The organism is Sphaerisporangium aureirubrum (genome assembly GCF_042658925.1).
Classification (GTDB): domain Bacteria; phylum Actinomycetota; class Actinomycetes; order Streptosporangiales; family Streptosporangiaceae; genus Sphaerisporangium; species Sphaerisporangium aureirubrum.
Genome location: NZ_JBHSRF010000016.1, coordinates 78,584 through 100,915, shown reverse-complemented (window position 1 = coordinate 100,915; position 22,332 = coordinate 78,584). Strand labels below are relative to the sequence as shown.

At 71.8% G+C, this 22,332-nt stretch carries 17 protein-coding genes; 7 read left to right on the top strand and 10 right to left on the bottom strand.

Annotated elements, in window-relative coordinates:
- Positions 1-46: 46 nt before the first annotated feature.
- Positions 47-1,084, bottom strand: a complete 1,038-nt coding sequence (locus tag ACFP1K_RS14510) for an SGNH/GDSL hydrolase family protein (RefSeq protein WP_380752250.1) — start codon at positions 1,082-1,084, stop codon at positions 47-49.
- Between the two features lie 277 nt (positions 1,085-1,361).
- Between ACFP1K_RS14510 and ACFP1K_RS14505 the strand changes: the two genes are divergently transcribed.
- Positions 1,362-2,738: a cystathionine beta-synthase gene (locus ACFP1K_RS14505; protein ID WP_380752247.1), complete on the top strand. Its 1,377-nt coding sequence runs from the start codon at positions 1,362-1,364 to the stop codon at positions 2,736-2,738.
- A gap of 2,645 nt (positions 2,739-5,383) precedes the next feature.
- Here the strand turns inward: ACFP1K_RS14505 and ACFP1K_RS14500 are convergent.
- Entirely contained in the window at positions 5,384-6,538 is a 1,155-nt protein-coding gene (locus ACFP1K_RS14500) for an MMPL family transporter (RefSeq protein WP_380752244.1), read from the bottom strand.
- A 572-nt stretch (positions 6,539-7,110) separates the two neighbouring features.
- Here ACFP1K_RS14500 and ACFP1K_RS14495 point away from each other — a divergent pair.
- Positions 7,111-8,250 carry a cystathionine gamma-synthase gene (locus ACFP1K_RS14495; protein WP_380752241.1) on the top strand — a complete coding sequence of 380 codons (1,140 nt, stop codon included), beginning with the start codon at positions 7,111-7,113 and terminating at the stop codon, positions 8,248-8,250.
- A gap of 9 nt (positions 8,251-8,259) precedes the next feature.
- Here ACFP1K_RS14495 and ACFP1K_RS14490 read toward each other — a convergent pair whose 3' ends face one another.
- From ACFP1K_RS14490 to ACFP1K_RS14475, 4 genes are all read right to left on the bottom strand, one after another.
- Positions 8,260-8,694 carry a hypothetical protein gene (locus tag ACFP1K_RS14490; RefSeq protein ID WP_380752238.1) on the bottom strand — a complete coding sequence of 145 codons (435 nt, stop codon included), beginning with the start codon at positions 8,692-8,694 and terminating at the stop codon, positions 8,260-8,262.
- Positions 8,695-8,760: 66 nt separating this feature from the next.
- The gene (locus tag ACFP1K_RS14485) at positions 8,761-8,913 is read right to left on the bottom strand and encodes a hypothetical protein (protein ID WP_380752235.1); all 153 of its coding nucleotides are present in this window, start codon (positions 8,911-8,913) and stop codon (positions 8,761-8,763) included.
- 105 nt (positions 8,914-9,018) lie between these two features.
- On the bottom strand, positions 9,019-10,251 hold the full coding sequence (locus ACFP1K_RS14480; RefSeq protein ID WP_380752232.1) for a cation:proton antiporter: 1,233 nt from the start codon (positions 10,249-10,251) through the stop codon (positions 9,019-9,021).
- 102 nt (positions 10,252-10,353) lie between these two features.
- Entirely contained in the window at positions 10,354-10,620 is a 267-nt protein-coding gene (locus tag ACFP1K_RS14475; protein ID WP_380752229.1) for a hypothetical protein, read from the bottom strand.
- A 190-nt stretch (positions 10,621-10,810) separates the two neighbouring features.
- Here ACFP1K_RS14475 and ACFP1K_RS14470 point away from each other — a divergent pair, with 190 nt between their 5' ends.
- Positions 10,811-11,827, top strand: a complete 1,017-nt coding sequence (locus tag ACFP1K_RS14470; RefSeq protein ID WP_380752226.1) for a HAMP domain-containing sensor histidine kinase — start codon at positions 10,811-10,813, stop codon at positions 11,825-11,827.
- Positions 11,824-12,486 carry a response regulator gene (locus ACFP1K_RS14465; RefSeq protein ID WP_380752223.1) on the top strand — a complete coding sequence of 221 codons (663 nt, stop codon included), beginning with the start codon at positions 11,824-11,826 and terminating at the stop codon, positions 12,484-12,486. Before ACFP1K_RS14470 ends, ACFP1K_RS14465 begins: the two co-directional genes overlap by 4 nt.
- Positions 12,487-12,488: 2 nt before the next feature.
- Here ACFP1K_RS14465 and ACFP1K_RS14460 read toward each other — a convergent pair whose 3' ends face one another.
- A complete protein-coding gene (locus ACFP1K_RS14460) occupies positions 12,489-14,447 on the bottom strand; it encodes a vWA domain-containing protein (RefSeq protein WP_380752220.1) in 1,959 nt (652 codons plus the stop codon).
- A 46-nt stretch (positions 14,448-14,493) separates the two neighbouring features.
- Entirely contained in the window at positions 14,494-15,990 is a 1,497-nt protein-coding gene (locus tag ACFP1K_RS14455; RefSeq protein ID WP_449329152.1) for a sigma 54-interacting transcriptional regulator, read from the bottom strand.
- Between the two features lie 122 nt (positions 15,991-16,112).
- On the opposite strand from ACFP1K_RS14455, the gene ACFP1K_RS14450 reads away from it, so the two are divergent.
- Genes ACFP1K_RS14450 through ilvA form a run of 3 tightly spaced genes read left to right on the top strand, consistent with a single transcriptional unit; the run spans position 16,113 to position 19,680 of the window.
- Positions 16,113-17,333 carry an FIST signal transduction protein gene (locus ACFP1K_RS14450; protein ID WP_380752214.1) on the top strand — a complete coding sequence of 407 codons (1,221 nt, stop codon included), beginning with the start codon at positions 16,113-16,115 and terminating at the stop codon, positions 17,331-17,333.
- Positions 17,330-18,412: an ROK family protein gene (locus ACFP1K_RS14445; RefSeq protein ID WP_380752211.1), complete on the top strand. Its 1,083-nt coding sequence runs from the start codon at positions 17,330-17,332 to the stop codon at positions 18,410-18,412. Before ACFP1K_RS14450 ends, ACFP1K_RS14445 begins: the two co-directional genes overlap by 4 nt.
- 53 nt (positions 18,413-18,465) lie before the next feature.
- Positions 18,466-19,680 carry a threonine ammonia-lyase gene (gene ilvA / locus ACFP1K_RS14440; protein ID WP_380752208.1) on the top strand — a complete coding sequence of 405 codons (1,215 nt, stop codon included), beginning with the start codon at positions 18,466-18,468 and terminating at the stop codon, positions 19,678-19,680.
- A gap of 10 nt (positions 19,681-19,690) precedes the next feature.
- Here the strand turns inward: ilvA and ACFP1K_RS14435 are convergent, their stop codons facing one another.
- Together ACFP1K_RS14435 and hppD are read right to left on the bottom strand one after the other, a co-directional pair.
- Positions 19,691-21,166, bottom strand: a complete 1,476-nt coding sequence (locus ACFP1K_RS14435) for a M1 family metallopeptidase (protein WP_380752205.1) — start codon at positions 21,164-21,166, stop codon at positions 19,691-19,693.
- Between the two features lie 62 nt (positions 21,167-21,228).
- On the bottom strand, positions 21,229-22,329 hold the full coding sequence (gene hppD, locus ACFP1K_RS14430) for a 4-hydroxyphenylpyruvate dioxygenase (protein WP_380752202.1): 1,101 nt from the start codon (positions 22,327-22,329) through the stop codon (positions 21,229-21,231).
- Positions 22,330-22,332: the final 3 nt, after the last annotated feature.

The following is a 22,332-nucleotide window of genomic DNA, read 5'->3' as shown; positions in this document are numbered from 1 at the left end:
TCCAATGGGGGGAGAGTGACGGCCCCGTCGCGGAGTGTGACCGGATCTAGGCGCTGTGCGGCATCGCCCCCGGACGCCGGCGAAGGAGATTGGCCCATCTTCCGTAGGGGCCGGTCGCCCGGCCGGCGACGCGGGCCGCGGTGACCTCGGTCCCGGGCTCCTCCGCGGCGATGGCCGCCGCGAGGTAAATCGGTTGCGAACCCTCGCCGGGCTCCGGCCGGGGTTCCGGCCGCAGCGCCAGCGCGGCGCATACAGACGGTAGCACCGCGTGCGCGGCGCGTTCATAACCTCTGGCAGATGGGTGGAAACGATCGGGTCCGAACATTTCGCCGGGATATGTCGCGAACTCCCGGCCGAGCATGTCCGCGAACGCCACCGTCCGGCCGCCCTCCTCGATCACACCCACCGTCTGCGCCGCCGCGAGCTGGCGGCTCCACACCCGGGTCATCCACCGCAGCGGCTGGCCGATCGGCCGGACCGTGCCGAGGTCCGGGCAGGTGCCCACCACGACCTCGGCGCCCGCCTCCCGCAGCCTGCGCACGGCTTTCTGCAGATGCCGGACGGCGTGCGCCGGCTTGGTCTTGGTGGTCACGTCGTTGGCACCCACGAAGATCACCGCGATCTCGGGCTCGGCCTTCAGCGCACGGTCCACCTGCCAGGCCAGGTCGGCGGAGACCGAGCCCGACCGGCCGAACACGCCGAGCCGCACCGGCCGCCCCGCCACCTCGGCCAGGCCACGGGCGATGACGACGGCGGGCGTGGTCTCCGGGCCGGACATGCCGAGCCCGACGGCCGTGGAGTCGCCCAGCATGACGAGGCTGATCGGGCTGCTCGCCTCGGCGCCCGGATCGGCCGGGTCGCGCGGGTCGCGCCACTCGCCGTACAGACCGTCCGACGGCGGCCCGGCCATGCCGTAAGGGTTGCCGATGGTCTTGCGCGCGATCAACGCCTCGAAATGGAGCAGACCGTAGACGGCCACGCCGAGCGCGGTGACCCCGCCGCCGCCCACGGCGGCCGCGGTCGCGATACGGCGGGCCGCTCTCGCGGTACCCGGCGTCCACATCTCCTTCGTCAGTCCTTCCACGGTGACTAGTACAACTTTCGCCCGGCCCGGTCCCGGCGGTTTCCGGGGTCGGAACCGCCGCCCACAGGGGGTCCCCGGCGGCTCGTCGTCCATGGTCACCGCCACCTCCGGCCGGACGAGAGGGCGACTCGCGGGACATGTCCGCTGCTGTCGTAGTCGTGAAGGTACGGTGAGGAGTTGAACGGCCGGGGAACAGCTACCAAGCGTCTGAGTCCGGCCGGGAAGCCGACCAAGCTCTGCAAATCATGCAATTCATGTGAACGAGGAGTCATTCCCGGTGCGCGTACACAACTCGCTCATCGAGCTCATGGGCAACACCCCGCTCGTCAGGCTGCACAAGGTGACGGCGGGCCTACAGGCCCAGGTTCTTGCGAAGGTGGAGTACTTCAATCCCGGCGGTTCGGTGAAAGACCGGATCGCGTTGCGCATGGTGGAGGCCGCCGAGCGGTCCGGGCGGTTGCGCCCCGGTGGCACCATCGTCGAGCCCACGTCCGGCAACACGGGCGTCGGGCTGGCCATCGTGGCGCAGCACAAGGGCTACCGCTGCCTGTTCGTGGTGCCGGACAAGGTGGCGTCCGACAAGATCGCGGTGCTGCGGGCGTACGGCGCCGAGGTGGTGGTGTGCCCGACGGCCGTGTCCCCCGACCATCCTGATTCCTACTACTCGGTCTCCGACCGGCTGGCCCGCGAGGTGCCGAACGCCTGGAAGCCCGACCAGTACTCCAACGAGGAGAACCCCGCCAGCCACTACCACTCGACCGGCCCGGAGATCTGGGAGCAGACCGAGGGCCGCATCACCCACTTCGTGACGGGCATCGGCACCGGCGGCACCATCAGCGGCACCGGCCGCTACCTCAAGGAGGTGTCCGGCGGCCGCGTGCAGATCATCGGCGCCGACCCCGAGGGATCGGTGTACTCCGGCGGCACCGGCCGTCCGTACCTGGTCGAAGGCGTCGGCGAGGACATCTGGCCCGCGACCTACGACACGACGGTGGCCGACCGGGTCATCGCCGTGTCCGACAAGGACTCCTTCGGCATGACCCGCCGCCTCGCCCGCGAGGAGGCCCTGCTGGTCGGCGGCTCCTGCGGCATGGCGGTGGTCGCGGCCCTCAGGGTGGCGGCCGAGGCGACACCCGACGACGTGATCGTCGTACTGCTCCCCGACGGCGGCCGTGGCTACCTGTCCAAGATCTTCAACGACGACTGGATGGCGGACTACGGCTTCCTCACCTCCAGCAGCGACGAGGGCCTGGTAGGCGACGTCCTGCGCCGCAAAGGCCCCGGCCTCCCTGAGTTCGTGCACACCCACCCGCACGAGCTGGTCAACACCGCGATCGCCATCATGCGCGAGTACGGCGTCTCGCAGCTCCCCGTCATGAAGGAGGAGCCCCCCGTCATGGCCGCCGAGGTCGTCGGCTCCATAGTGGAACGCGACCTCCTGGAGGCCCTCTACCACGGCCGAGTCCGCGGCGAGGACCCCATCGCCGACCACATGTCCGCCCCCCTGCCCACCATCGGCTCCGGCGAGCCCGTCTCGGTGGCCATCGAGGCCCTGGAGAAGGCCGACGCCACCGTAGTCCTCGACGACGGCAAACCCGTAGGCCTGATCACCCGCCAGGACCTCCTGGCCTTCCTGGCCAGCACCAACACCTGACCCCTAGTCCCGGCCGGCTCTCTTCACTGCGCCCCGCCTGGACGGACATCGCGTCCGTCCAGGCGATTCCTTTCTTCTGGCTCCGCCGTTACAGCGGGCAACCCGACGTGCGCGGGCGCCCCCGGAAACGGTCCTTGCGGAGGCGCGCTCCGCGCGAAAGCCGCAAGGGCTGTGTTCAGCGGGGGACACCCCCGCACCCCCGAGCCTGCCGGGCTCCTCGCGGCCTTGGAACTCCTCCGAGAGGTCCCACCCACACCCACGCGCTCACCTCCCCACGCGCGCACGCATACCCCACGCGCTCACCCCCACCCCACGGCACACATCTACTCCACGCGCCCACCCCGGCGGCGGACGCCCCCCTCGTCACCGCACGGTCTCTCTCCGGCGCAGCGATGGCGAGACGTGGTACGGCGAACACGGCGCCGCCGTACGGTGATCAAGGTGGCAACGGGGTCGCGGCCGGGACGGTCGTGTGTGCGCCGCCCGGGAATGGTCCTTGCCGGTGGCGCGCTTCGCGCGGAAGCCGCAAGTGCTGTGTTCAGCGGGGGACACCCCCGCACCTCCGAGCCTGCCGGGCTCCTCGCGGCCTTGGGACTCAACTTGAACGAAAGTCTCCTCCAACCCCATCGGAGGGATGGTGGTGATCGAGGATGGCCGGTTGCCGACCGTACGACGGCGCCGTTTTCGCCGTACTGCGTCTCGCCGTCGCGGCGCCGGAAGAGGATGCTCTGAGCAGGCCGGAAGAGAATGTCCTGGACGGACGGGTCCGCCCGGGCTGGCCGGTTGCTGACCGTACGACGGCGCCGTTTTCGCCGTACTGCGTCTCGCCGTCGCGGCGCCGGAAGAGGATGCTCTGAGCAGGCCGGAAGGGAATGTCCTGGACGGACGGGACGTCCGCCCGGGTCGTGCAGGGTCGTGGCGCGCCCGCCCTCGCGGGGTGACGTGCAGGTGCGTTGAGGGACCGCGTGCACGTGGTCCCCGGGGCGTTCACCTTCGTGGGGTGATGTCTACGTGTGTTGATGGAGACCGCGTGTACGTGGCCCCCAGGGCGTTGACGTTCGCGGGGGGACGTTCACGCGGGTTGATGGGGATGGTGTGAACGTGGCTCCCCGGGGGGGACGTCCCGGGAGTGGTGTGACTCCTGGGGAGCTTCGTGAAGGGTGTCGATGGTCGGCCGCCTGGCACTGAGGGCAGCGCATTCATGACTGCCGCAGCGGAAATCACACACCTGGCGAGATGTCACCCCCCCGGGGCGCTCGCCTTCGCGGGGTGATGTCTACGTGCGTTGATGGAGACCGCGTGTACGTGGTCTCCGGGGCGGTCGCCTTCGCGGGGTGATGTCTACGTGCGTTGATGGAGACCGCGTGTACGTGGTCTCCGGGGCGGTCGCCTTCGCGGGGTGACGTCTGCGTGCGGTGCTGGATATTCGGGGAATCGGGTGGGCTGTGGTCGACATGGTGGGAATCGACAACGGGTGGGCCCATCCACCCTGGCCGGAGAAGGGTTTGACGTTGTTGATCCCTAACGTCTGCTACCCCTGGTGACCCATGGCGGGTTTCTCGCCGTACGACGGCGCCGTTTTCGCCGTGCTGCGTCTCGCCGTCGCGGCGCCGGTAGAGGACGTCTTGAGCAGGTCGGGAGAGGACGTCCTGGACGGTTGGGACGCCCGCCCGGGTCGTGCGGTTTGTGGAGGGTGCCCGCGCCCCTGGGGTGATGTCCACGTGCGTTGATGGGGACCGTGTGAACGTGGCCCTCGGGGTGCTCACTCTCGTGAGGTGACGTCTATGTGCATGATGGGGACCGTGTGTAGGTGGCCCCGGGGTGCTCACTCTCGCGGGGTGACGTCTGCGTGCGGTGCTGGATATCCCCGGAATCGGGTGGGCTGTGCTCGACATGGTGGGAGTCGACAACGGGTGGGCCCATCCACCCCGGCCGGAGAAGGGTTTGAGGTCGTTGATCCCTTAACGTCTGCTACCTCTCGTGACCCATGGCAGGTTTTCCGCCGTACGACGGCGCCGTTTTCGTTGTGCTGCGTCTCGACGTCGCGGCGCCGGAAGAGGACGTCTTGAGCAGGCCGGGAGAGGACGTCCTGGACGGTTGGGACGCCCGCCCGGGTCGTGCGGGTTGTGGCGGGTGCCCGCGCCCCTGGGGGATGTCCACGTGCGTTGATGGGGACCGTGCGAACGTGCCCCCCGGGGCCGCTCACTCTCGCGGGGTGATGTCTACGTGCGGTGCTGGATATCCCGGGAATCGGGTGGGCTGTGATCGACATGGTGGGAGTCGACAACGGGTGGGTCCATCCACCCCGGCCGGAGAAGGGTTTGACGTTGTTGATCCCTTAACGTCTGTTATCCCTGGTGACCCGTGGCGGGCTTCTCGCCGTACGACGGCGCCGATTTCGCCGTACCGCGTCTCGCCGTCGCGGCGCCGGGAAGACGCATGGCGAGAGCCGGGGCGGTCGGGGAGCCGGGGTGGACCGGGGTGAACGGGGCGATTCGGACCTGGGCCGGGGCGGGGCGGGGCGGACCTGGTCGGAGTGGGGAGGACCGGGTCGGGTCGGACTGGGTTGAGGCGGACCGGGTTGAGGCGGAGCGGACTGGGTTGAGGCGGAGCGGACTGGGGTGGAGCGGGGGTGCTTGGGTGGGTTAGTGGGGGGTTGGGATTTTGACGGGGGTGGGGGGTGGGGAGGGGGCGGTGTCGGGCCACCAGGCGCGGCTGCCTAGGAGGGCGGCTAGGCCGGGGACTATCACGAGGGAGAGGGCGGTGCCGCCTACGGCCAGGATTACGCCGGATAGCAGGTCGTAGGCGCCGGCGGTTAGGGCTCCGGTGAGGAGGAGGACTGCCAGGGCGGGGGGGCCGGCGTATTTGACCGCGAGGGCCGCGCAGGCGTGGGGGCCTCGGCCGCTGCGGGCGGTTTCCTGTACTCGGGACAGCACCAGCAGGGCGGCGCAGACGTTCGTGACCAGGGTGAGGAAGAACACCGAGAGTTGCCATCCCGGGGCCACGGCCACCGTGCCCGCGCCCCACGCGACCAGCAGGGCGCCTGCTGTGACGTACACCGGCGAGATCAGGCTGCGCAGCACCAGCGCCAGCACCAGCGCGGTCAGCACGCCGGCCACGGCGACGACCACCGAGGGCGGCGGGTCCGGCACCAGCAGGGCCCCGATGGCGCTCAGCGCGGCTACGAGGGCAGCCGCGAGCAACGTCCAGCGGCGGGGGCGGGCGGCCACGGCCCGGCCGAGGCGGGCGGTGGCCGGTGGGGGGTCGCCGACGCGCCGCCGCCGGGACGGCCACGCGGGTCCGTGGCCGAGCACCGAGAGCAGGGCGGGCAGCAGCGTGAGCGGTACCAGCGCGGCGGCCGCGGCCGTCACCGCGAGCGCCGGGCCGAGCCCGCGGGTGCCCCCGTCGGCCAGCGGCAGCGCGGCGCAGGAGACGGCCCAGGCCGCGCAGGTCGTCGCGATCACCCAGCCTGTCCGTTCCAGCGCGGTGCGCACTGCGTCGTCCGGCTGGTCCCCCGAGACGAGCCGCTCCCGGAACCGGTGGACCAGCACGGTGGCGCCCATGGCGGCCGTCCCGTACGCGAACAGGGCGGGCGGCGAGGCCAGCCCCAGCGCCCCCAGCCCGGTCGCGGCGACCGCCCTCGCGACCAGCGATGTGACCACCACGGCCGCCACCGCCAGCGGCGACCGCAGGAACCCGGCCAGCGCCAGCAGCGCGACCCCGGCCCCCGCCATCCCGGACGCACCCCCGAACAGCGCCTGCCCGGCCTCCGGCGACCCTCCGTCCGCCCCCCGCGCCACGCCCGCCCCGGGCTCCCCACTGGCCCCGAGCGTCCCCCCGCCTGCTCCAGACGGCCCTTCCCCTCCGAGCAGCCCTCCGCCTGCCCCGAGCGTCCCCCTATCGACCCCGAGCGTCCCCCCGCCTGCTCCGAGCGCCCCATCCCCTCCGGACGCCCCCCCGCTTGCTCCGAGCAGACCCCCGTCCGCTCCGGGCACCCCCGCGTCCGTCCCGAGGAAGGGTCCTCCGCCTGATCCGAGTAGGCTCCCGTCGGGGCCGAGGGGGACGAGGAGGGCGTCTCGCCAGGCTGGGAATGTGGCGGCTAGGACGGCCGTCCAGGCGGCTAGGACCCACCACGCGTGGCGTGTGGTGAGTCTTGCTAAGACGTCCAGCATGCTTGGTCACTCCGTTGTGAGACCGTCGCGGGTGGGCCCCGCCGACGGACGGCTCGGCGGCGCGATCACCTCCCGTGACGCCGACCCTAGGGGGAGCGGGGGGTGTTGCCATCGGACCGGGGGCGGATCCTGGTCTCGTCCTTTCGCCGTAGCCGGGTGACACGGGCACGGCCTCAGGGGGATGGCGATAGCGTTGAGTCATGATTGAAGGTTTCGAGACTCTGGCCATCCATGCAGGCCAGGACCCCGACCCGCGGACCGGCGCGGTGGTGCCGCCCATCTACGCGGTCTCCACCTACAAGCAGGACGGCGTCGGCGGGCTGCGTGAGGGCTACGAATACAGCCGCTCGGCCAACCCCACCAGGACCGCCCTGGAGGAGTGCGTGGCCGCCCTGGAGGGTGGCACCCGGGGGATGGCGTTCGCGTCCGGCCTGGCCGCCGAGGACGCCGTGCTGCGCGCGTTGTGCCGTCCCGGCGACCACGTGATCATCCCCGGTGACGCCTACGGCGGCACGTTCCGCCTGTTCGACAAGGTCTACGAGCCTTGGGGGCTGCACCACGACCCGGTGCCGCTCGGCGATCTGGACGCGGTGCGGGCGGCCGTGCGCCCGGACACCAAGCTCATCTGGGTGGAGACCCCGACCAACCCCCTGCTCGGCATCGCCGACATCGAGGCCCTCGCCGGCATCGCGCACGCCGCGGGGGCGCTGCTCGTGGTGGACAACACCTTCGCCACGCCGTACCTCCAGCAGCCGCTGGCCCTCGGCGCCGACGTGATCGTGCACAGCACCACCAAATACATGGGCGGCCACTCCGACGTGATCGGCGGCGCGCTGGTGGCCCGCGACCAGGAGGTCGGCGAGCGGCTGGCGTACCACCAGAACGCGATGGGCGCGGTCGCGGGGCCGTTCGACGCGTGGCTGACCCTGCGCGGCGTGCGCACGCTCGCGGTGCGCATGGACCGCCACTGCGACAACGCCGAGCGGGTCGTCGACCTGCTGCTGTCGCATCCCCGGGTCACCGAGGTGTTCTACCCGGGTCTCGCCTCGCACCCGGGGCACGAGGTGGCCGCCAAGCAGATGCGCAGGTTCGGCGGCATGGTGTCGTTCCGTGTCGCGGGAGGGGAACAGGAGGCGGTGGACGTCTGTGACCGGGCGCGGGTGTTCACGCTCGCCGAGTCCCTCGGCGGGGTGGAGTCGCTGATCGAGCACCCCGGGCGCATGACGCATGCCTCGGTCGCCGGGTCGGCCCTGGAGGTGCCCGGCGATCTGGTGCGCCTGTCGGTGGGCATCGAGTCGATCAGCGACCTGCTCACCGACCTCAGCCAGGCGCTCGGCTGACCTCGTTCCTCATCGCGGGTTGAACCACACCATCAGCACGAGGATCACCAGCCAGATCAGCGCCATGATCGAGCCGAGCATGGCGATGCGGCCGGTCTGCACCTTGGCGTCGTCCTCGGGCGTCTCGGTGGACAACACGCGGATGGCGGTGCGCTGGTCACGGTCGATCATGACCAGCAGCACCGCCCCCACGATGAACAGCGTCATCGACACCGAGAGGTACGGCTTGGCCAGGGCCTGGCGGCCGAGCGCCAGGCCGAACAGGAACACGCCGATGGTGAGAAGGCCGAAGACGCGCGTGTTGCGGTGCAGGAACCGCAACACGGCGACGTCCTTGGCGCGGATGTACCTCGGGGTGAACATGGCGGCCGCGGTCGCCGGCCCGAGGGCGAAGATCGCGAAGGCGATGTGCAGCCAGAGCAGAAGGTAGTCGAAGAACGACATGCCGCCGAGGCTATCGCTTCAGTGATCAGCAGGGGAACGCCCCGGGCCGGGGAGCCTTGAACGGAATCAGCGGGCCTCGGCCGGTTCGGGCAGGACGGCCTCCGGGCGGACGCCCGTGCCGGACGGCGGGCGGCGGCGCCGCGGGCGGTTGTTCACGGTGATCTCGAACAGCACGACCGTGACGACCATGGCCAGCAGGATGAAAACTGCCGCGAACATGGTTTTCTCCCTTCACGGCAGGAAAAGGATGGGGCGGCTTTCTGGAGCGGGTGGTGAATTCCTTTAATTAGCATCGTGTGGCATTGCAGATCGATCGGCAACGAATTAACGCCCCGCCGGATATCGTTCGGCCGCTGACATGGGCGAACGCGTTTCCTCCGTGTGCCGGGAGGAGCGCCTGGCCCGCAGCAGGCGGGCGAGCCGGTGCGCCTGACCCGCCGCGACCGGGCCGAGGACGGCCAGCACCAGCACGTAGCCCGCGATGAACGGGGCGAGCCGGCGGTCGAGTCCGGCGCCCGCGGCCATCGCGCCCAGGATGAGCGCGAACTCCCCCCTGGCCAGCAGGATGGTGGCGATGTCCGCGGCGGGACGCGCGCCGTAGCCGTGCAGCCGGGCCGCGATCAGCCCGGCGGCCACGTTCATCACGACGGTCAGCGCGGCGGCCGCCGCCACCAGGGCGGCCACCGAGGCGACGTCGCCGGGGTCGATGGACAGTCCGAAGGCGAAGAAGAAGATCGCGGCGAAGGCGTCCCGCAGCGGGTGGACCAGTTCACGGATCCGCGGCCCGGAGGAGGTGCCCGCGAGGATCAGGCCGACCATGAAGGCGCCGATGGCGTCGGCGACGCCCAGCCACTCGGAGATCCCCGCGATCAGGACGGCGGCGCCGAGGAAGCTGATGACCAGCAGCTCGTCGTCCCGCACCGCCATCAGGCGGCCGAACAGCCGGGTGCCGTACCTGGCGGCCACCGCGAGCACCATGAGGAAGCCGAAGGCCTTGCCGGCCTGCGTGGCCGTCTCCACGGCCCCCTGGGCGCCGCTGAGCACGGGCTGGAGGGCCGCGAGGTACAGGGCGAGGAAGATGTCCTCCACGACGATGACGCCGAGGATGAGGCGCGTCTCCGGCCTCCCGATGCGCCCCAGGTCGATGAGGATCTTGGTGACGATCGCCGACGACGAGATGCCGAGCACCCCGGCCAGCACCAGCGCCTCCCGCGCCCCCCACCCGAGCACGAACCCGAACCCGAGCCCCGCGCCGACGTTCAGCAGCAGGTAGACGCCCCCGGCGGCCAGCAGCCGTCGCCCGCCGCTCCTGAGGTCGTCCAGATGGAACTCCAGCCCCAGGTAGAACAGCAGGAGCACCAGCCCGAGCGCCGACAACATCTCGAACTCGTGCGCGTCCCGGACGAGCACCAGGCCCGGGGTGTGCGGCCCGAGCAGGATCCCCGCGAGCATGAACAGCGGGATGGTCGGCAGCCCGATCCGGCGACCGAGCCGGGCGAGCAGCGCGGCGGCCAGGAAGGCGCCGCCCATGGCGAGCAGAGTGTCAGCATGTCCCACGGGTCACCACCTTCCAGGTGCGGCGGGTCGGCGTCGTGCTCGCTGCTCTCGGGTGGATGGGTTCTCCTCGTGGCGTGGGCGGGCGGTGGCGGGTCGCGTGCGTCAGAGCCGGTGGTGCCGCCCGGACCTCGTGGGGTGCCGGTGGCGGTTGAGCAGGCATTCGACGACGCCGGCCAGGATGAGGCCGGTCGCGATCAGCGGGCCGTGGCCGCGCAGCAGGCCCACGGTCAGCAGGGTCAGGCCGGCGGCGAGGACCAGCAGCAGCCAGGTGCGCTGGCGCCTCCCCGGCGGAACCTGGCCGGAGGGCGTGGCGCCGTGGTCCGGCCGCGCCGCGAGATCGGTACGGATGCGGTCGTCGGTGTGCGCCATTGGTTCCTCCCCCCGAAGGCTCCGCCGGTGAGGCACTTCCCACCCTCCCCCTGGCAGGGGGGCGGGCGCCATCCGTGACGACACCCATTCGCGCTGGTGGAGGACGTGCAGACGGCGGGTGGATATGGGTGCCGCCACGGATGGTGTGGCGCGGCCGGGGACGGTCATAGTGGAGACGAGGGGGTGAGCGGTGTCGCTGTTCTGGCGGATCTTCCTGCTGAACGCCGTGGTGCTGGTTGCGGCCACCGGGCTGCTGCTCGGGCCGGTCACCGTGTCCACGCCCGTGCTGTTCACCGAGGCGGCGATCCTCGCGGTGGGGCTGGCCGCCATGCTGGTCGCCAACGCCGTGCTGCTGCGGATCGGGCTCGCCCCCCTGCAACGGCTCACCCGGGCCATGTCGACCACCGACCTGCTGCGCCCGGGGAAACGGCCCGCCGCGGACGGCCGCGGCGAGGTGGCCGAGCTGATCCGGACGTTCAACACCATGCTCGACCGGCTGGAGGCCGAACGCGCCGGCAGCAGCGCCCGCGCCCTGTCCGCGCAGGAGGGCGAACGCCACCGCGTCGCCCAGGAACTGCACGACGAGGTCGGCCAGACCCTCACCGCCGTGCTGCTGGAGCTCAAGCGCGTCGCCGACCACGCGCCCGAGCCGGTGCGCGAGGAGATCCACCAGGTGCAGGAGACCACGCGCACCGGCCTGGACGAGATCCGCCGCATCGCCCGGCGCCTGCGCCCCGGCGTCCTTGCGGAACTCGGCCTGTCCAGCGCGCTCAAGGCCCTCGCGGGCGAGTTCTCCACCCCCGGCCTCGCCGTGCACCACCACCTGGAACCCGGCCTGCCCCCACTGGACAAGGACACCGAGCTCGTGCTGTACCGCGTCGCCCAGGAGAGCCTCACCAACACCGCCCGCCACGCCGCCGCCCGCCATGTCGAGCTCACGCTGCGCCGCGTCGCCGGCGGTGTGGAACTGTGCGTCCGCGACGACGGCCGCGGCGTCGGCGGGGCCCAGGAGGGCTCCGGCATCCAGGGCATGCGCGAGCGCGCCCTCCTCATCGGCGCCACCCTCACCGTGGGCCCCGCCCCCATGGGCGGCACCGAGGTCCGCCTGGCCGCACCCACCCGGGGTGGGGCTGCGCGGGACACGCCCGGGGCAGCGCCAGGGAGCACGGCGCCAGGGAGCACGGCGCCAGGGGAGGGCGGCCGATGAGCACGCCGGAGCCGGCCGCCACGCGCATCCTGCTCGCCGACGACCACGCGCTGGTCCGCCGGGGCGTGCGGCTCATACTGGACGGCCAGCCCGGCCTGACCGTCGTCGCCGAGGCCGGGGACGGCGCCGAGGCCGTCGCGCTGGCCCGCGAGCATCGTCCGGACCTGGCCATCCTGGACATCGCGATGCCGCGCATGACCGGCCTGCAGGCGGCGCGCGAGCTGTCGCGGCAGTGGCCGGAGATGCGCATCCTCATCCTGACCATGTACGACAACGAGCAGTACTTCTTCGAGGCCCTCAAGGCGGGCGCGTCCGGCTTCGTGCTGAAGTCGGTGGCCGACCGGGACCTGGTGGAGGCCTGCCACGCCGCCATGCGCGGCGAGCCCTTCCTGTACCCGGGCGCCGTCACCGCGCTGATCCGCGACTACCTCGACCGCGCCAGGGCGGGCGCCGCCCCGGCCAGGGCGATCACCGACCGGGAGGAGGAGATCCTCAAGCTCGTCGCCGAGGGCCACACCTCGCAGGAGATCGCCGCCATGCTGGTCATCAGCGCCAAGACCGTCGAGCGGCACCGGGCCAACCTGCTGCAGAAACTCGGCATGAAGGACCGGCTGGAGCTCACCCGCTACGCGATCCGCGTCGGGCTGATCGAGCCGTAGGCTCAGCGGCTGCGGCGCACCCGCAGGAAGTCGTTCACGACGTACTCCCCGAGCCGGTCGGCGCTCGGCGAGAAGACCCGGCCGCCGTTGCGCCGGGCGACCTCGTCCACGAACTCCTTGAGACGCTCGTCGGTGGCCAGCATGAACACGTTGATCGTGGCCCGGCGGCGGGTCATCTTGTCCACCTCGGACAGGGTGAGCTCCAGCGTCTCGCGGGACGGCGGCCACTCGAACCAGTAGCGGCCGTTGCGCATGAGGTGGGCCGTCGGCTCGCCGTCGGTCACCACCAGCACGACCGGCTCGAAGTCGGGGTGCCGGTCCAGGTGGCGCCCGGCGATCAGCAGCGCGTGGTGCAGGTTGGTGCCCTGCACCATGTCCCACTCCAGCCCGGCCAGCTCCTCGGGCTGGAGCACCCGGGCGTAGTTGGAGAACCCGATGATCTGCACCGCGTCGCCGGGGAACTTGGACGCCACCAGCGCCTGCAACGCGAGCGCGGTCTGCTTGGCGGGCGCCCAGGTGCCGCGCAGGGCCATCGAGTACGACAGGTCCACCAGCAGGCACACCGCCGCCGCGGTACGCCGCTCGGTCTCGGCCACCTCGAAGTCGTCCACCGACAGCGACACCCGCGTGCGGCCGTCGGCCGCCGTGCCGCGCCGGACGCCGTTCACCAGCGTGCGCACCACGTCGAGGGGCTGCTCGTCGCCGAACCGCCACGGGCGCGAGGTGCCGGTCAGCTCCCCGGCGGCCCCGGCGTCGCGCTGGTCGTGGTCGCCGCGCCGGCCGCCGTCCAGGGAGTCGAAGACGCGGCGCAGCGCGGTCTCGCCGAGTCGCCGCACGGCCTTCGGGGTGAGTTCGAGCTTGCCGCGCTGGCGCCGCAGGTAGCCCTGCTCCTCCAGCTCGCGCTCGATCTGCTTGAGGGCCTCAAGGTCGTCGACCGCGGAACGGCCGAGGGCGCGCCGGATCGCGGCCTCGTCCACGTCGTCCAGCCGGGCGCCGGGGTAGTCCTGCCGCAGCGCCTCCTCCAGCTGGCCGAGGTCGGCGAGCTCCTCCAGCGCCGTGACGGCGTCGCCCATGCCGAGAGGCTGCTCGCCCTCCATGCGCTCGGAGCCGTCCCAGTTCAGGTCGGGACGGCGGTTGTACAGGGCCTGGCCGAGGCGGGACATCTGGTCGCGCAGGCCGGCCTGTTCCAGGGTCTGGTCGATCAGGGCCTGGAGTTCCTCGCGCTGCTGCGGGGTCATCGAGGCGAGCATGCGCTGGGCGGCGGCGGCCCGGCGGGCCAGGATGTCGACGAGCTCGTTCAGGTTGCGGGGCTTCTCCGGGAAGAAGTCCCCGTACTTCTCCATGAACCGGTCAAAGTCCTGCTGGGTGTGCTCGCCCCGCGCGTCCTTGTCCAGCATGTCGTTCAGGTCGGCCATCATCTGGCGGACCCGCTCCATCGCCGCGGGGTCGGGGTTGGCCAGGGCGTCCCGCATGCCACGGAAACGGCTGTCCAGCACCTCCCTGCGCAGCAGGTCGCGCAGTTCCTCGAAGGTCTGGCGCGCGGCGGCCGACCGCCACTCGTACGAGCCGAGCTGGCGCACCGCGCTCGCGGTGTCGGACGGCACCGTGTCCAGCTCGGCCTCGCGCATGCGGGCCTCGTCGGACGGGTCGGGGAACAGCTCGGCGCGTTCCTGGCCGATCGCCTTGTCCAGCAGCGCCCGGGCCCGCTCCAGCGTGCCGGAGAGGTCGCCGCGCTCGCGCAGCTCGCGGCGGCGCTTGCGCACCTCGCGCAGCAGGTCGTCGAGCCCGCGCCGGTCCGGCGCCCCGGGCAGCCCGCGCCTGAGCAGGTCGCGCAGGGAGTCCTGGGGCGTGGAACCGGAGAGGATCGCGTCGCCCATCTCGTCGAGCGCCGCCCGCACATCGTAGGGCGGTGCCAGGGGATCGGGCCCGTCGTGATACTCGCCGTATCGGTAGCCGCTCATCTCTTCCGAGCCTAATCCTCGTCTGTCCGATATGCGTAGTGGCGCGTCAGGTGCGGTAGACGGCGCCTCCGTCGACCTCGTCCTTGGACAGGCGGCGCATGAGGTACAGGCCCTCCAGGGCGAACTCCAGCGCGGCGGCGGCGTGGCCGGGGGACTCGTCGCCCTCGCCCATGCCCACCTGGGACATGATCTTCGCCAGGCCGCTGACCGGGCCGATCTGCCGCAGCAGCTCGGTGGCCGTGGTCATCTCGCCGGTCTCGATCTGCGCGCCCTCGGTGAACTTGTCCAGCAGGGCCGAGAGGTCCATGCCGCCGAGCGTGCGGCGGAAGGTCTCGGCGATCGCGCGGCGCAGCAGGTGGGCCAGCACCTCGACCTCGCGGCCCTCCTCGCTCACCTCGAACTCGACCTTGCCGCGCAGCGTGGGCACCGAGCCCGGCAGGTCGGCCACGCGGGTCACCGGGCGCTCCTCGCCGGTGAGGGCGGCGCGCCGTACGGCCGAGGCGGCGGCGGTCTCCGCGGCGGCGATGGCGAAGCGGGCCGAGACGCCGGAGCGGGAGTCCACCGCGGTCGACTCGCGCACCAGGCGGGTGAACCTGGCGATGATCTCGACCAGGTGGTCGGGCAGCTCGGCGCCGCCGGGGGCGTCCGCGGTGCCGTCGCTCCACAGGAGCGTGGCCTCCTGGCGGATCAGCTCCAGCTCGTTGTCGAGCGTGAGGGGGTAGTGGGTGCGGATCTCGGCGCCGAAGCGGTCCTTCAGCGGGGTGATGATCCGGCCGCGGTTGGTGTAGTCCTCGGGGTTGGCGCTGGCGATCAGCAGGATGTCCAGCGGCAGGCGCAGGTTGTAGCCGCGGACCTGGATGTCGCGTTCCTCCAGGACGTTGAGCAGCGACACCTGGATGCGCTCGGCGAGGTCGGGCAGCTCGTTGACCGAGAACACGCCGCGGTTGGTGCGCGGGACGAGGCCGTAGTGGACGGTCTCGGGGTCGCCGAGGGTGCGGCCTTCGGCGATCTTGATCGGGTCGACGTCGCCGATCAGGTCGCCGACCGAGGTGTCGGGGGTGGCGAGCTTCTCGCCGTAGCGGTCGCCGCGGTGCCGCCAGGCGACGGGCAGGTCCTCGCCCTTCTCGGCGGCCAGCTTGACGCAGCGCACGCAGGTGGGGGCGTACGGGTGGTCGTTGATCTCGCAGCCGTCGACCACCGGGGTCCACTCGTCGAGCAGGCCGGTGACGGTGCGGATGAGCCGGGTCTTGCCCTGGCCGCGCTCGCCCAGCAGCACGAGGTCGTGGCCGGCCAGCAGCGCCCGCTCCAGATGCGGCAGCACCGTGTCGTCGAATCCGACGATGCCCGGGAATCTCGGCGCGCCTGAGCGTAGTCTGGCCAGCAGGTTCTCGCGGATCTCCGCCTTGACGGTGCGATAGGTGTGTCCGCTTTCGCGCAGCTCGTGGAGAGTGCGCGGGTGCGGGGTTTCACTTCGCGGTGTGGGCGATTCATGCACGAAGACGAGACTACGTCGCCCGGGAAGCTTGTGGCAGCTTATGCACATCTCGGAGCTTGACCATTGTGTGACGCTCCGGGGGCGTCGTTACTCCTGTAGTGGGGAGAATCCGGCCAAGAGGGGCAATGTATGACACACGATGACTCCCGTCATAAGAGGAGGCGAGGCGTGTGGCGGTCTTGACGAGCCGGTTCTCGGATGGTCTCGCCGTGGGGTCCGACCTGGTGGTGGCCGCCGAGACCGCGGTGCGCCAAGCGCTCGCCGGGTTGTCGGGGCCCCCCGACCTGCTGTGCTTCTTCATCTGCGGGGACGACCCCGAGGACGTCACCCGGGCCGGGCTGCGGGCGATGCGCATGGCCCCCGGCGCCCAGGTGATCGGGTGCAGCGCCACCGGGGTCATCGGGGACGGCCAGGGCGTCGAGCTGACCCCCGCGGTGAGCGCCTGGGCCGCCAGCCTCAACGGCGGGCGGGCCACCGCGTTCGTGCTGGAGACCCTGCGCATGGAGGACCGCTTCGTCATCATCGGCCTGCCCGACCGCGGCCCCGACGACCAGGTCGCCATCCTGTTCGCCGACCCCTACACCTTCCCCACCGACGCCTTCGTGGAGCACTCCGCCGACGTGCTCGGCGACCTCCCCCTGGTCGGCGGCCTGGCCAACGGCCTCGGCGGCCACGGCTCGGTGCGGCTCTTCGCCGACGGCGAGATGTACAGCGAGGGCGCCATCGGCGTCATGCTGAGCGGCCCCGTCAACGTCGGCACCGTCGTCTCCCAGGGCTGCCGCCCCATCGGCCCCACCATGGTCGTCACCCGCTCCGAGGACAACCTGCTGCTCGAACTCGCCGGCCAGCCCGCCCTGGCCCGGCTCGAGGACATCGTCAGCGACCTCGACGAGGAGGACCGGGAGCTGGTCGCCTCCGGCCTCCAGATCGGCGTCGCCATGGACGAGTACGCCGAGAGCCACGAGCGCGGAGACTTCCTGATCCGCGGCATCCTCGGCATCGACCCCGAGCGCGAGGCCGTGGCCGTGGGAGACGTCCTGGACGTGGGCCAGAGCGTCCGCTTCCAGGTCCGCGACGCCGCCACCGCCGACGAGGACCTCTACTCCCTGCTCGACGCGCACGTGGAGTCGCGGGGCCGCATCGACGGCGCCCTGCTCTTCTCCTGCAACGGCCGGGGCTCGGCGATGTTCGGCAGCTCCGACCACGACGCCCTCGCCGTCCAGGACACCCTCGGTCCCATCGGCATGGCCGGGTTCTTCGCCGCCGGCGAGGTGGGTCCCGTGGCCGGTCACAACCACGTCCACGGCTTCTCGGCCGCCCTGCTGGTCTTCAGCACGGCCCCGCCCACCCAGGCCGCCGCCAAGACGCACAAGACCACGCGCAGCACATGACCCAGGCCGTCCCCTCCTCCTCCGTGGCGCGGGGCACCCGGACGGAGATCGATTCTGAGTTCGTGCTGGCCGTCGACATCGGGGGCACCAAGTTCGCCGCCGGGCTGGTCGGCGCGTCGGGCCGGGTCCTCGCCGAGGAGCGGGTCGCCACGCCGCCCGGCGCGAACGTCCACACCCTGTGGAAAACCCTCACCACCCTGATCGAGCCTCTCGTGGCGAACGGCCCCGGCGCCGGGGTCGGGGTGGGCTGCGGCGGCCCCATGCGCTGGCCCGAGGGCGTGGTGTCCCCGCTCAACATGCCAGGCTGGCGGGATTTCCCGCTGCGCCAGGCCCTGGCCGAGCGCTTCCCCGGCGTCCCGGTGCGCGTCCACAACGACGCGATCTGCCTGGCGGCGGCCGAGCACTGGCGCGGCGCCGGACAGGGCGTCGCCGACATGCTCGGCATGGTGGTCTCCACCGGCGTGGGCGGCGGCCTGATCCTCGGCGACCGCCTGATCGACGGCGCCACAGGGAACGCCGGCCACATCGGCCACATCGTCGTGGAGCCCGGCGGCCCCGAATGCGGCTGCGGCGGCCGCGGCTGCCTGGAGGCCGTCAGCCGAGGCCCCGCCCTGGCCGCCTGGGCCGTGGACCAGGGCTGGATCCCCGGCCGCGCCACGGACACCGCCCCGGCGGGCCTCACGCCGGCGGAACCGGGGTACACCGCGACCGGCCACCCCGCGGCGGAGCCGGACTACGCCGAGACCGAGAAGGCGACCGGCCGTCAGCTCGCCGCCGACGCCGCCGCCGGGGACGAGATCGCGCGGCGGGCGCTCACGCGAGCGGGACGCGCCCTCGGGGTCGCGATCGCGTCCGCCACCCACCTGTGCGACCTGGACCTGGTCACCGTCGGCGGCGGCCTCTCCCAGGCCGGCCCCCTGCTGTTCGACCCCCTGGAGGACGCCCTGCGCGCCCACGCCCGCATGGCCTTCGCCCGCCGCCTCCGCGTGGTCCCCGCGGCCCTCGGCCGTCACGCCGGTCTCATCGGCGCCGCCGCCCTGATCCTCGCCCCCGAGCACTACTGGACAGCCCCTGCCTGACGGGAGGGCGGGGGGTGGCGGGACGAGTGATGCGGGGGTGGGAGACTTCGGGCATGGGGCTTGCTCAGCTGACGTATGACGATGTCGTGGCGGCTCGCGAGTTGCTCGGCGATTTCGTCGTGCGGACGCCGACCCTGTACTCCCGCGTGTTGTCGGAGGCCGTCGGCGGGCCGGTCCACCTCAAGTGCGAGAACCTCCAGCGGGCGGGGTCCTTCAAGGTCCGTGGGGCCTACGTCAGGATCTCCCGGCTCTCGGACGAGGAGCGGGCGCGCGGCGTGATCGCGGCCAGCGCGGGGAACCACGCGCAGGGAGTGGCCCTGGCCTCGGGAACGCTGGGCTGCAAGGCGACGGTGTTCGTGCCGCAGGGGGCCCCGCTGCCGAAGGTCGAGGCGACCCGTGCGTACGGAGCCGAGGTGATCTTCGCGGGGACGACCGTGGACGACGCCCTGGCGGCGGCGCGGGAGCACACCGAGGCGACGGGCGGCGTCTTCATCCACCCGTTCGACCACCGGGACATCGTGGCCGGTCAGGGCACGGTGGGGCTGGAGATCCTGGAGCAGCTCCCCGACGTGGGCACGATCGTGCTGCCCGTCGGCGGCGGCGGGCTGGCGGCCGGGGTGGCGCTGGCCGTCAAGTCCATGCGGCCCGGGGTGCGGATCGTCGGGGTGCAGGCCGAGCGCGCCTCCGCCTACCCGGCGTCGCTGGCGGCCGGGCACCCGGTCATGGTGGAGCCCCAGTCCACGATCGCGGACGGCATCGCGGTGGGACGGCCGGGCGACATCACGTTCGAGATGATCCACTACCTGGTGGACAGCGTGGTGACGGTCTCGGAGGAGTCGCTGTCCCGTGCCCTGCTCCTCTGCCTGGAGCGCGGCAAGCAGGTCGTCGAGCCCGCCGGGGTGGCCGGCGTCGCGGGCCTGCTGGACCAGCCGCACGCGTTCGAGCCCCCCGTGGTCGCCGTCCTGTCCGGCGGCAACATCGACCCCCTGCTGCTGTCCAAAGTCCTGCGGCACGGCCTGTCGGCCGCCGGTCGCTACCTGGCCTTCCGCATCCGCCTGCCCGACCGCCCCGGCGCACTGGCCGTGCTCCTCAGCCGCGTGGCCGACCTCGGCGCCAACGTCATCGACGTCGTCCACGAACGCATGGCGCCCCGCCTGCAGATCGACGAGGCCGAGGTGCTCATGCACCTGGAGACCCGCGGCCCGCTCCACTGCGACGAGGTGCTCGCCGGCCTGCGCCGGTACGGCTACAAGCTGTCCTTCGGCTGAGCCCGGAGGCTCAGCGGGTGATGGTGGGATGGGTGGGGCTGAAGAGCCACGCGTCGAACAGATCCTTCACGGGCTTGCCGCCGATCGACTGGGCCAGCGTCATGAACTGCGCGGTCGTCGCGTTGGCGTGGCGGTGGTCCTTGGTCCAGGTGCGCAGGAGCTCGAAGAACTTGTCGTCGCCGATGCGCCGGCGCAGGACGTGCAGGGTCATGGCGCCGCGGGTGTAGACGGAGTCGTGGAACAGGTCGTCGCGGCGGGCCACGCCGGGGGGGTACTCCCACATCTCCGAACGGTCGGCGGCGTTGTGGCCCTCGAAGGTCTGGTCGGCCGTGGAGCCCCCGGTGTGCTCGCTCCAGAGCCATTCGGCGTAGGTGGCGAAGCCCTCGTTGAGCCAGAGGTCCTTCCAGCGGGTGATGCTGACGCTGTCGCCGAACCACTGGTGGGCCAGCTCGTGGGCGATGATGCTCTGGTCGGGGGCGAAACCGCCGTACATCGGCTTGGTCTGGTTCTCCAGGGCGTACCCGGCGGAGAAGTCGTCGATCACGCCGCCGGTGGACGTGAAGGGATACGGGCCGAAGACCGTGGACCAGTAGTCGGTGACCTTGGCCGACGTGGTGTACAGCGAGGCGAGCTGGTGGGAGTACGCGGGGTCGGTCGCGGCGTACACGGGGATGCCGCTCGCCGTCTTGCCGGTGCGCACCTCGAACTTCCCGAGGGTGATCGTGGCGAGGTAGGTGACCATCGGGTCGCGCTCGCGCCAGGTGAAGGTGGAGGTGCCGCCCGAGGTGGCCGGGGGTTTGGTCATCTCGCCGTTGGCGATGACGGTGGTCCCGGCGGGGACGCTGACGTCGAAGTCGAAGGTGGCCTTGTCCGCCGGGTGGTCGTTGCAGGGGAACCAGGTCTTGGCGCCGTTGGGCTCGCTGGTGACGAACGCGCCGTCCTTGGTGGGGATGAAGCCGTAGGTGCCGAGGTTGGAGGAGTTGCGCACCGGGTCGGGCTTGCCGGCGTAGTCGACCGCGACGGTGAACCGGGCGTCCTTGCCGATCACCGTGGCGGGCGTCACGACCAGCTCGTCGCCTTCCCTGGCGAAGGTCGCGGCGGCGCCGTCCACGGTGACCTTCTTGACGGTGAAGCCGTGCAGGTCGAGGTCGAACCGCGACAGGGCCTGCGAGGCGGTGGCCTGGACGCTGGTGGTGCCGGAGAGGTTCTTGGTCGGGGGGTCGTAGCTGAGCTTCAGGGAGTAGTGCCCGACGTCGTACCCGCCGTTGCCGTCCGCGGGGAAGTCGGGGTCGCCGATGCCCGCGGCGCCGGGCAGCCCGGCCGCTCCGGGCCGCCCGGTGGCGGGGGCCCCGTCCGGGGGCGCCGTGGCGCCGTTCGACGCCGAGCAGGCGTTGAGCGCGAACACGACGGCGGAGAGGGCGGCCGTCACCCGCGTGGGCCCCTTGAAGCGCATGCCGTGCAGCCTACGCGAGAAGGGCCAGGTCATCAGGCATCCACGACAATGCCCGGGCCGCGCGGTGGAACTTTTCCCCACCCTGGGGAAGGACTTCAGAGGTTGCCGCGACGGTCCTGTTCGCGCTCGATGGCCTCGAACAACGCCTTGAAGTTGCCCTTGCCGAAGCCGAGCGAGCCGTGACGCTCGATGAACTCGAAGAACACGGTCGGCCGGTCCTGCACGGGCTTGGTGAAGATCTGCAGCAGGTAGCCGTCCTCGTCGCGGTCCACCAGCACCCGCTCACGCTTCAGCTCCTCGACCGGCACCCGCACCTCGCCGATCCGGGCGCGCAGCTCGGGGTCGTCGTAGTAGGAGTCGGGCGTGTCTAGGAACTCGACCCCGGCGGCCCGCATCTCCCGCACGGTGCGCAGGATGTCGTTGGTCGCGAGCGCGATGTGCTGCACGCCCGGACCGCCGTAGAACTCGAGGTACTCGTCGATCTGCGACTTCTTACGGCTGATCGCCGGCTCGTTCAGCGGGAACTTCACCTTGCGGGTCCCGTTGGCGACGACCTTCGACATCAGCGCCGAGTATTCGGTGGCGATGTCGTCGCCGATGAACTCCGCCATGTTGGTGAAGCCCATCACGTTCTTGTAGAACTCCACCCACTCGTCCATCTTGCCGAGCTCGACGTTCCCCACGCAGTGGTCGATCGCCTGGAAGTACCGCTTGGCCGGCGGCTCGACGAGCGGCCGCGCGGGCACGTACCCCGGCAGGTACACGCCGCTGTAGTTGGACCTGTCGATCAGCGTGTGGCGGGTCTCGCCGTAGGTCGCGATGGCGGCCAGCACCACCTTGCCGTGCTCGTCCTCCATCACGTACGGCTCGGCGAGCCCGCGGGCGCCGTGCGCCAGGGCGTGGGCGTAGGCCGACTCGACGTCCGGCACGTCCAGGGCGAGGTCGATCACGCCGTCGCCGTGCCGGGCGACGTGCTCGGCGATCCCGGTGCCGGGCCGCGTCGAGCCGCGCAGCTCGAAGCGCGCGCCGCCCGAGCTCAGCACGTAGGCCACCTCGTCGCGGCTCCCCGTCTCCGGCCCCTTGTAGGCGACCAGGCGCATGCCGAAGGCGGAGGAGTAGTAGTGCGCCGCCTGCTTGGCGTTGCCGACGGCGAAGACCACTGAGTCCATGCCATGCACGGGAAATACATCGCTCATGAG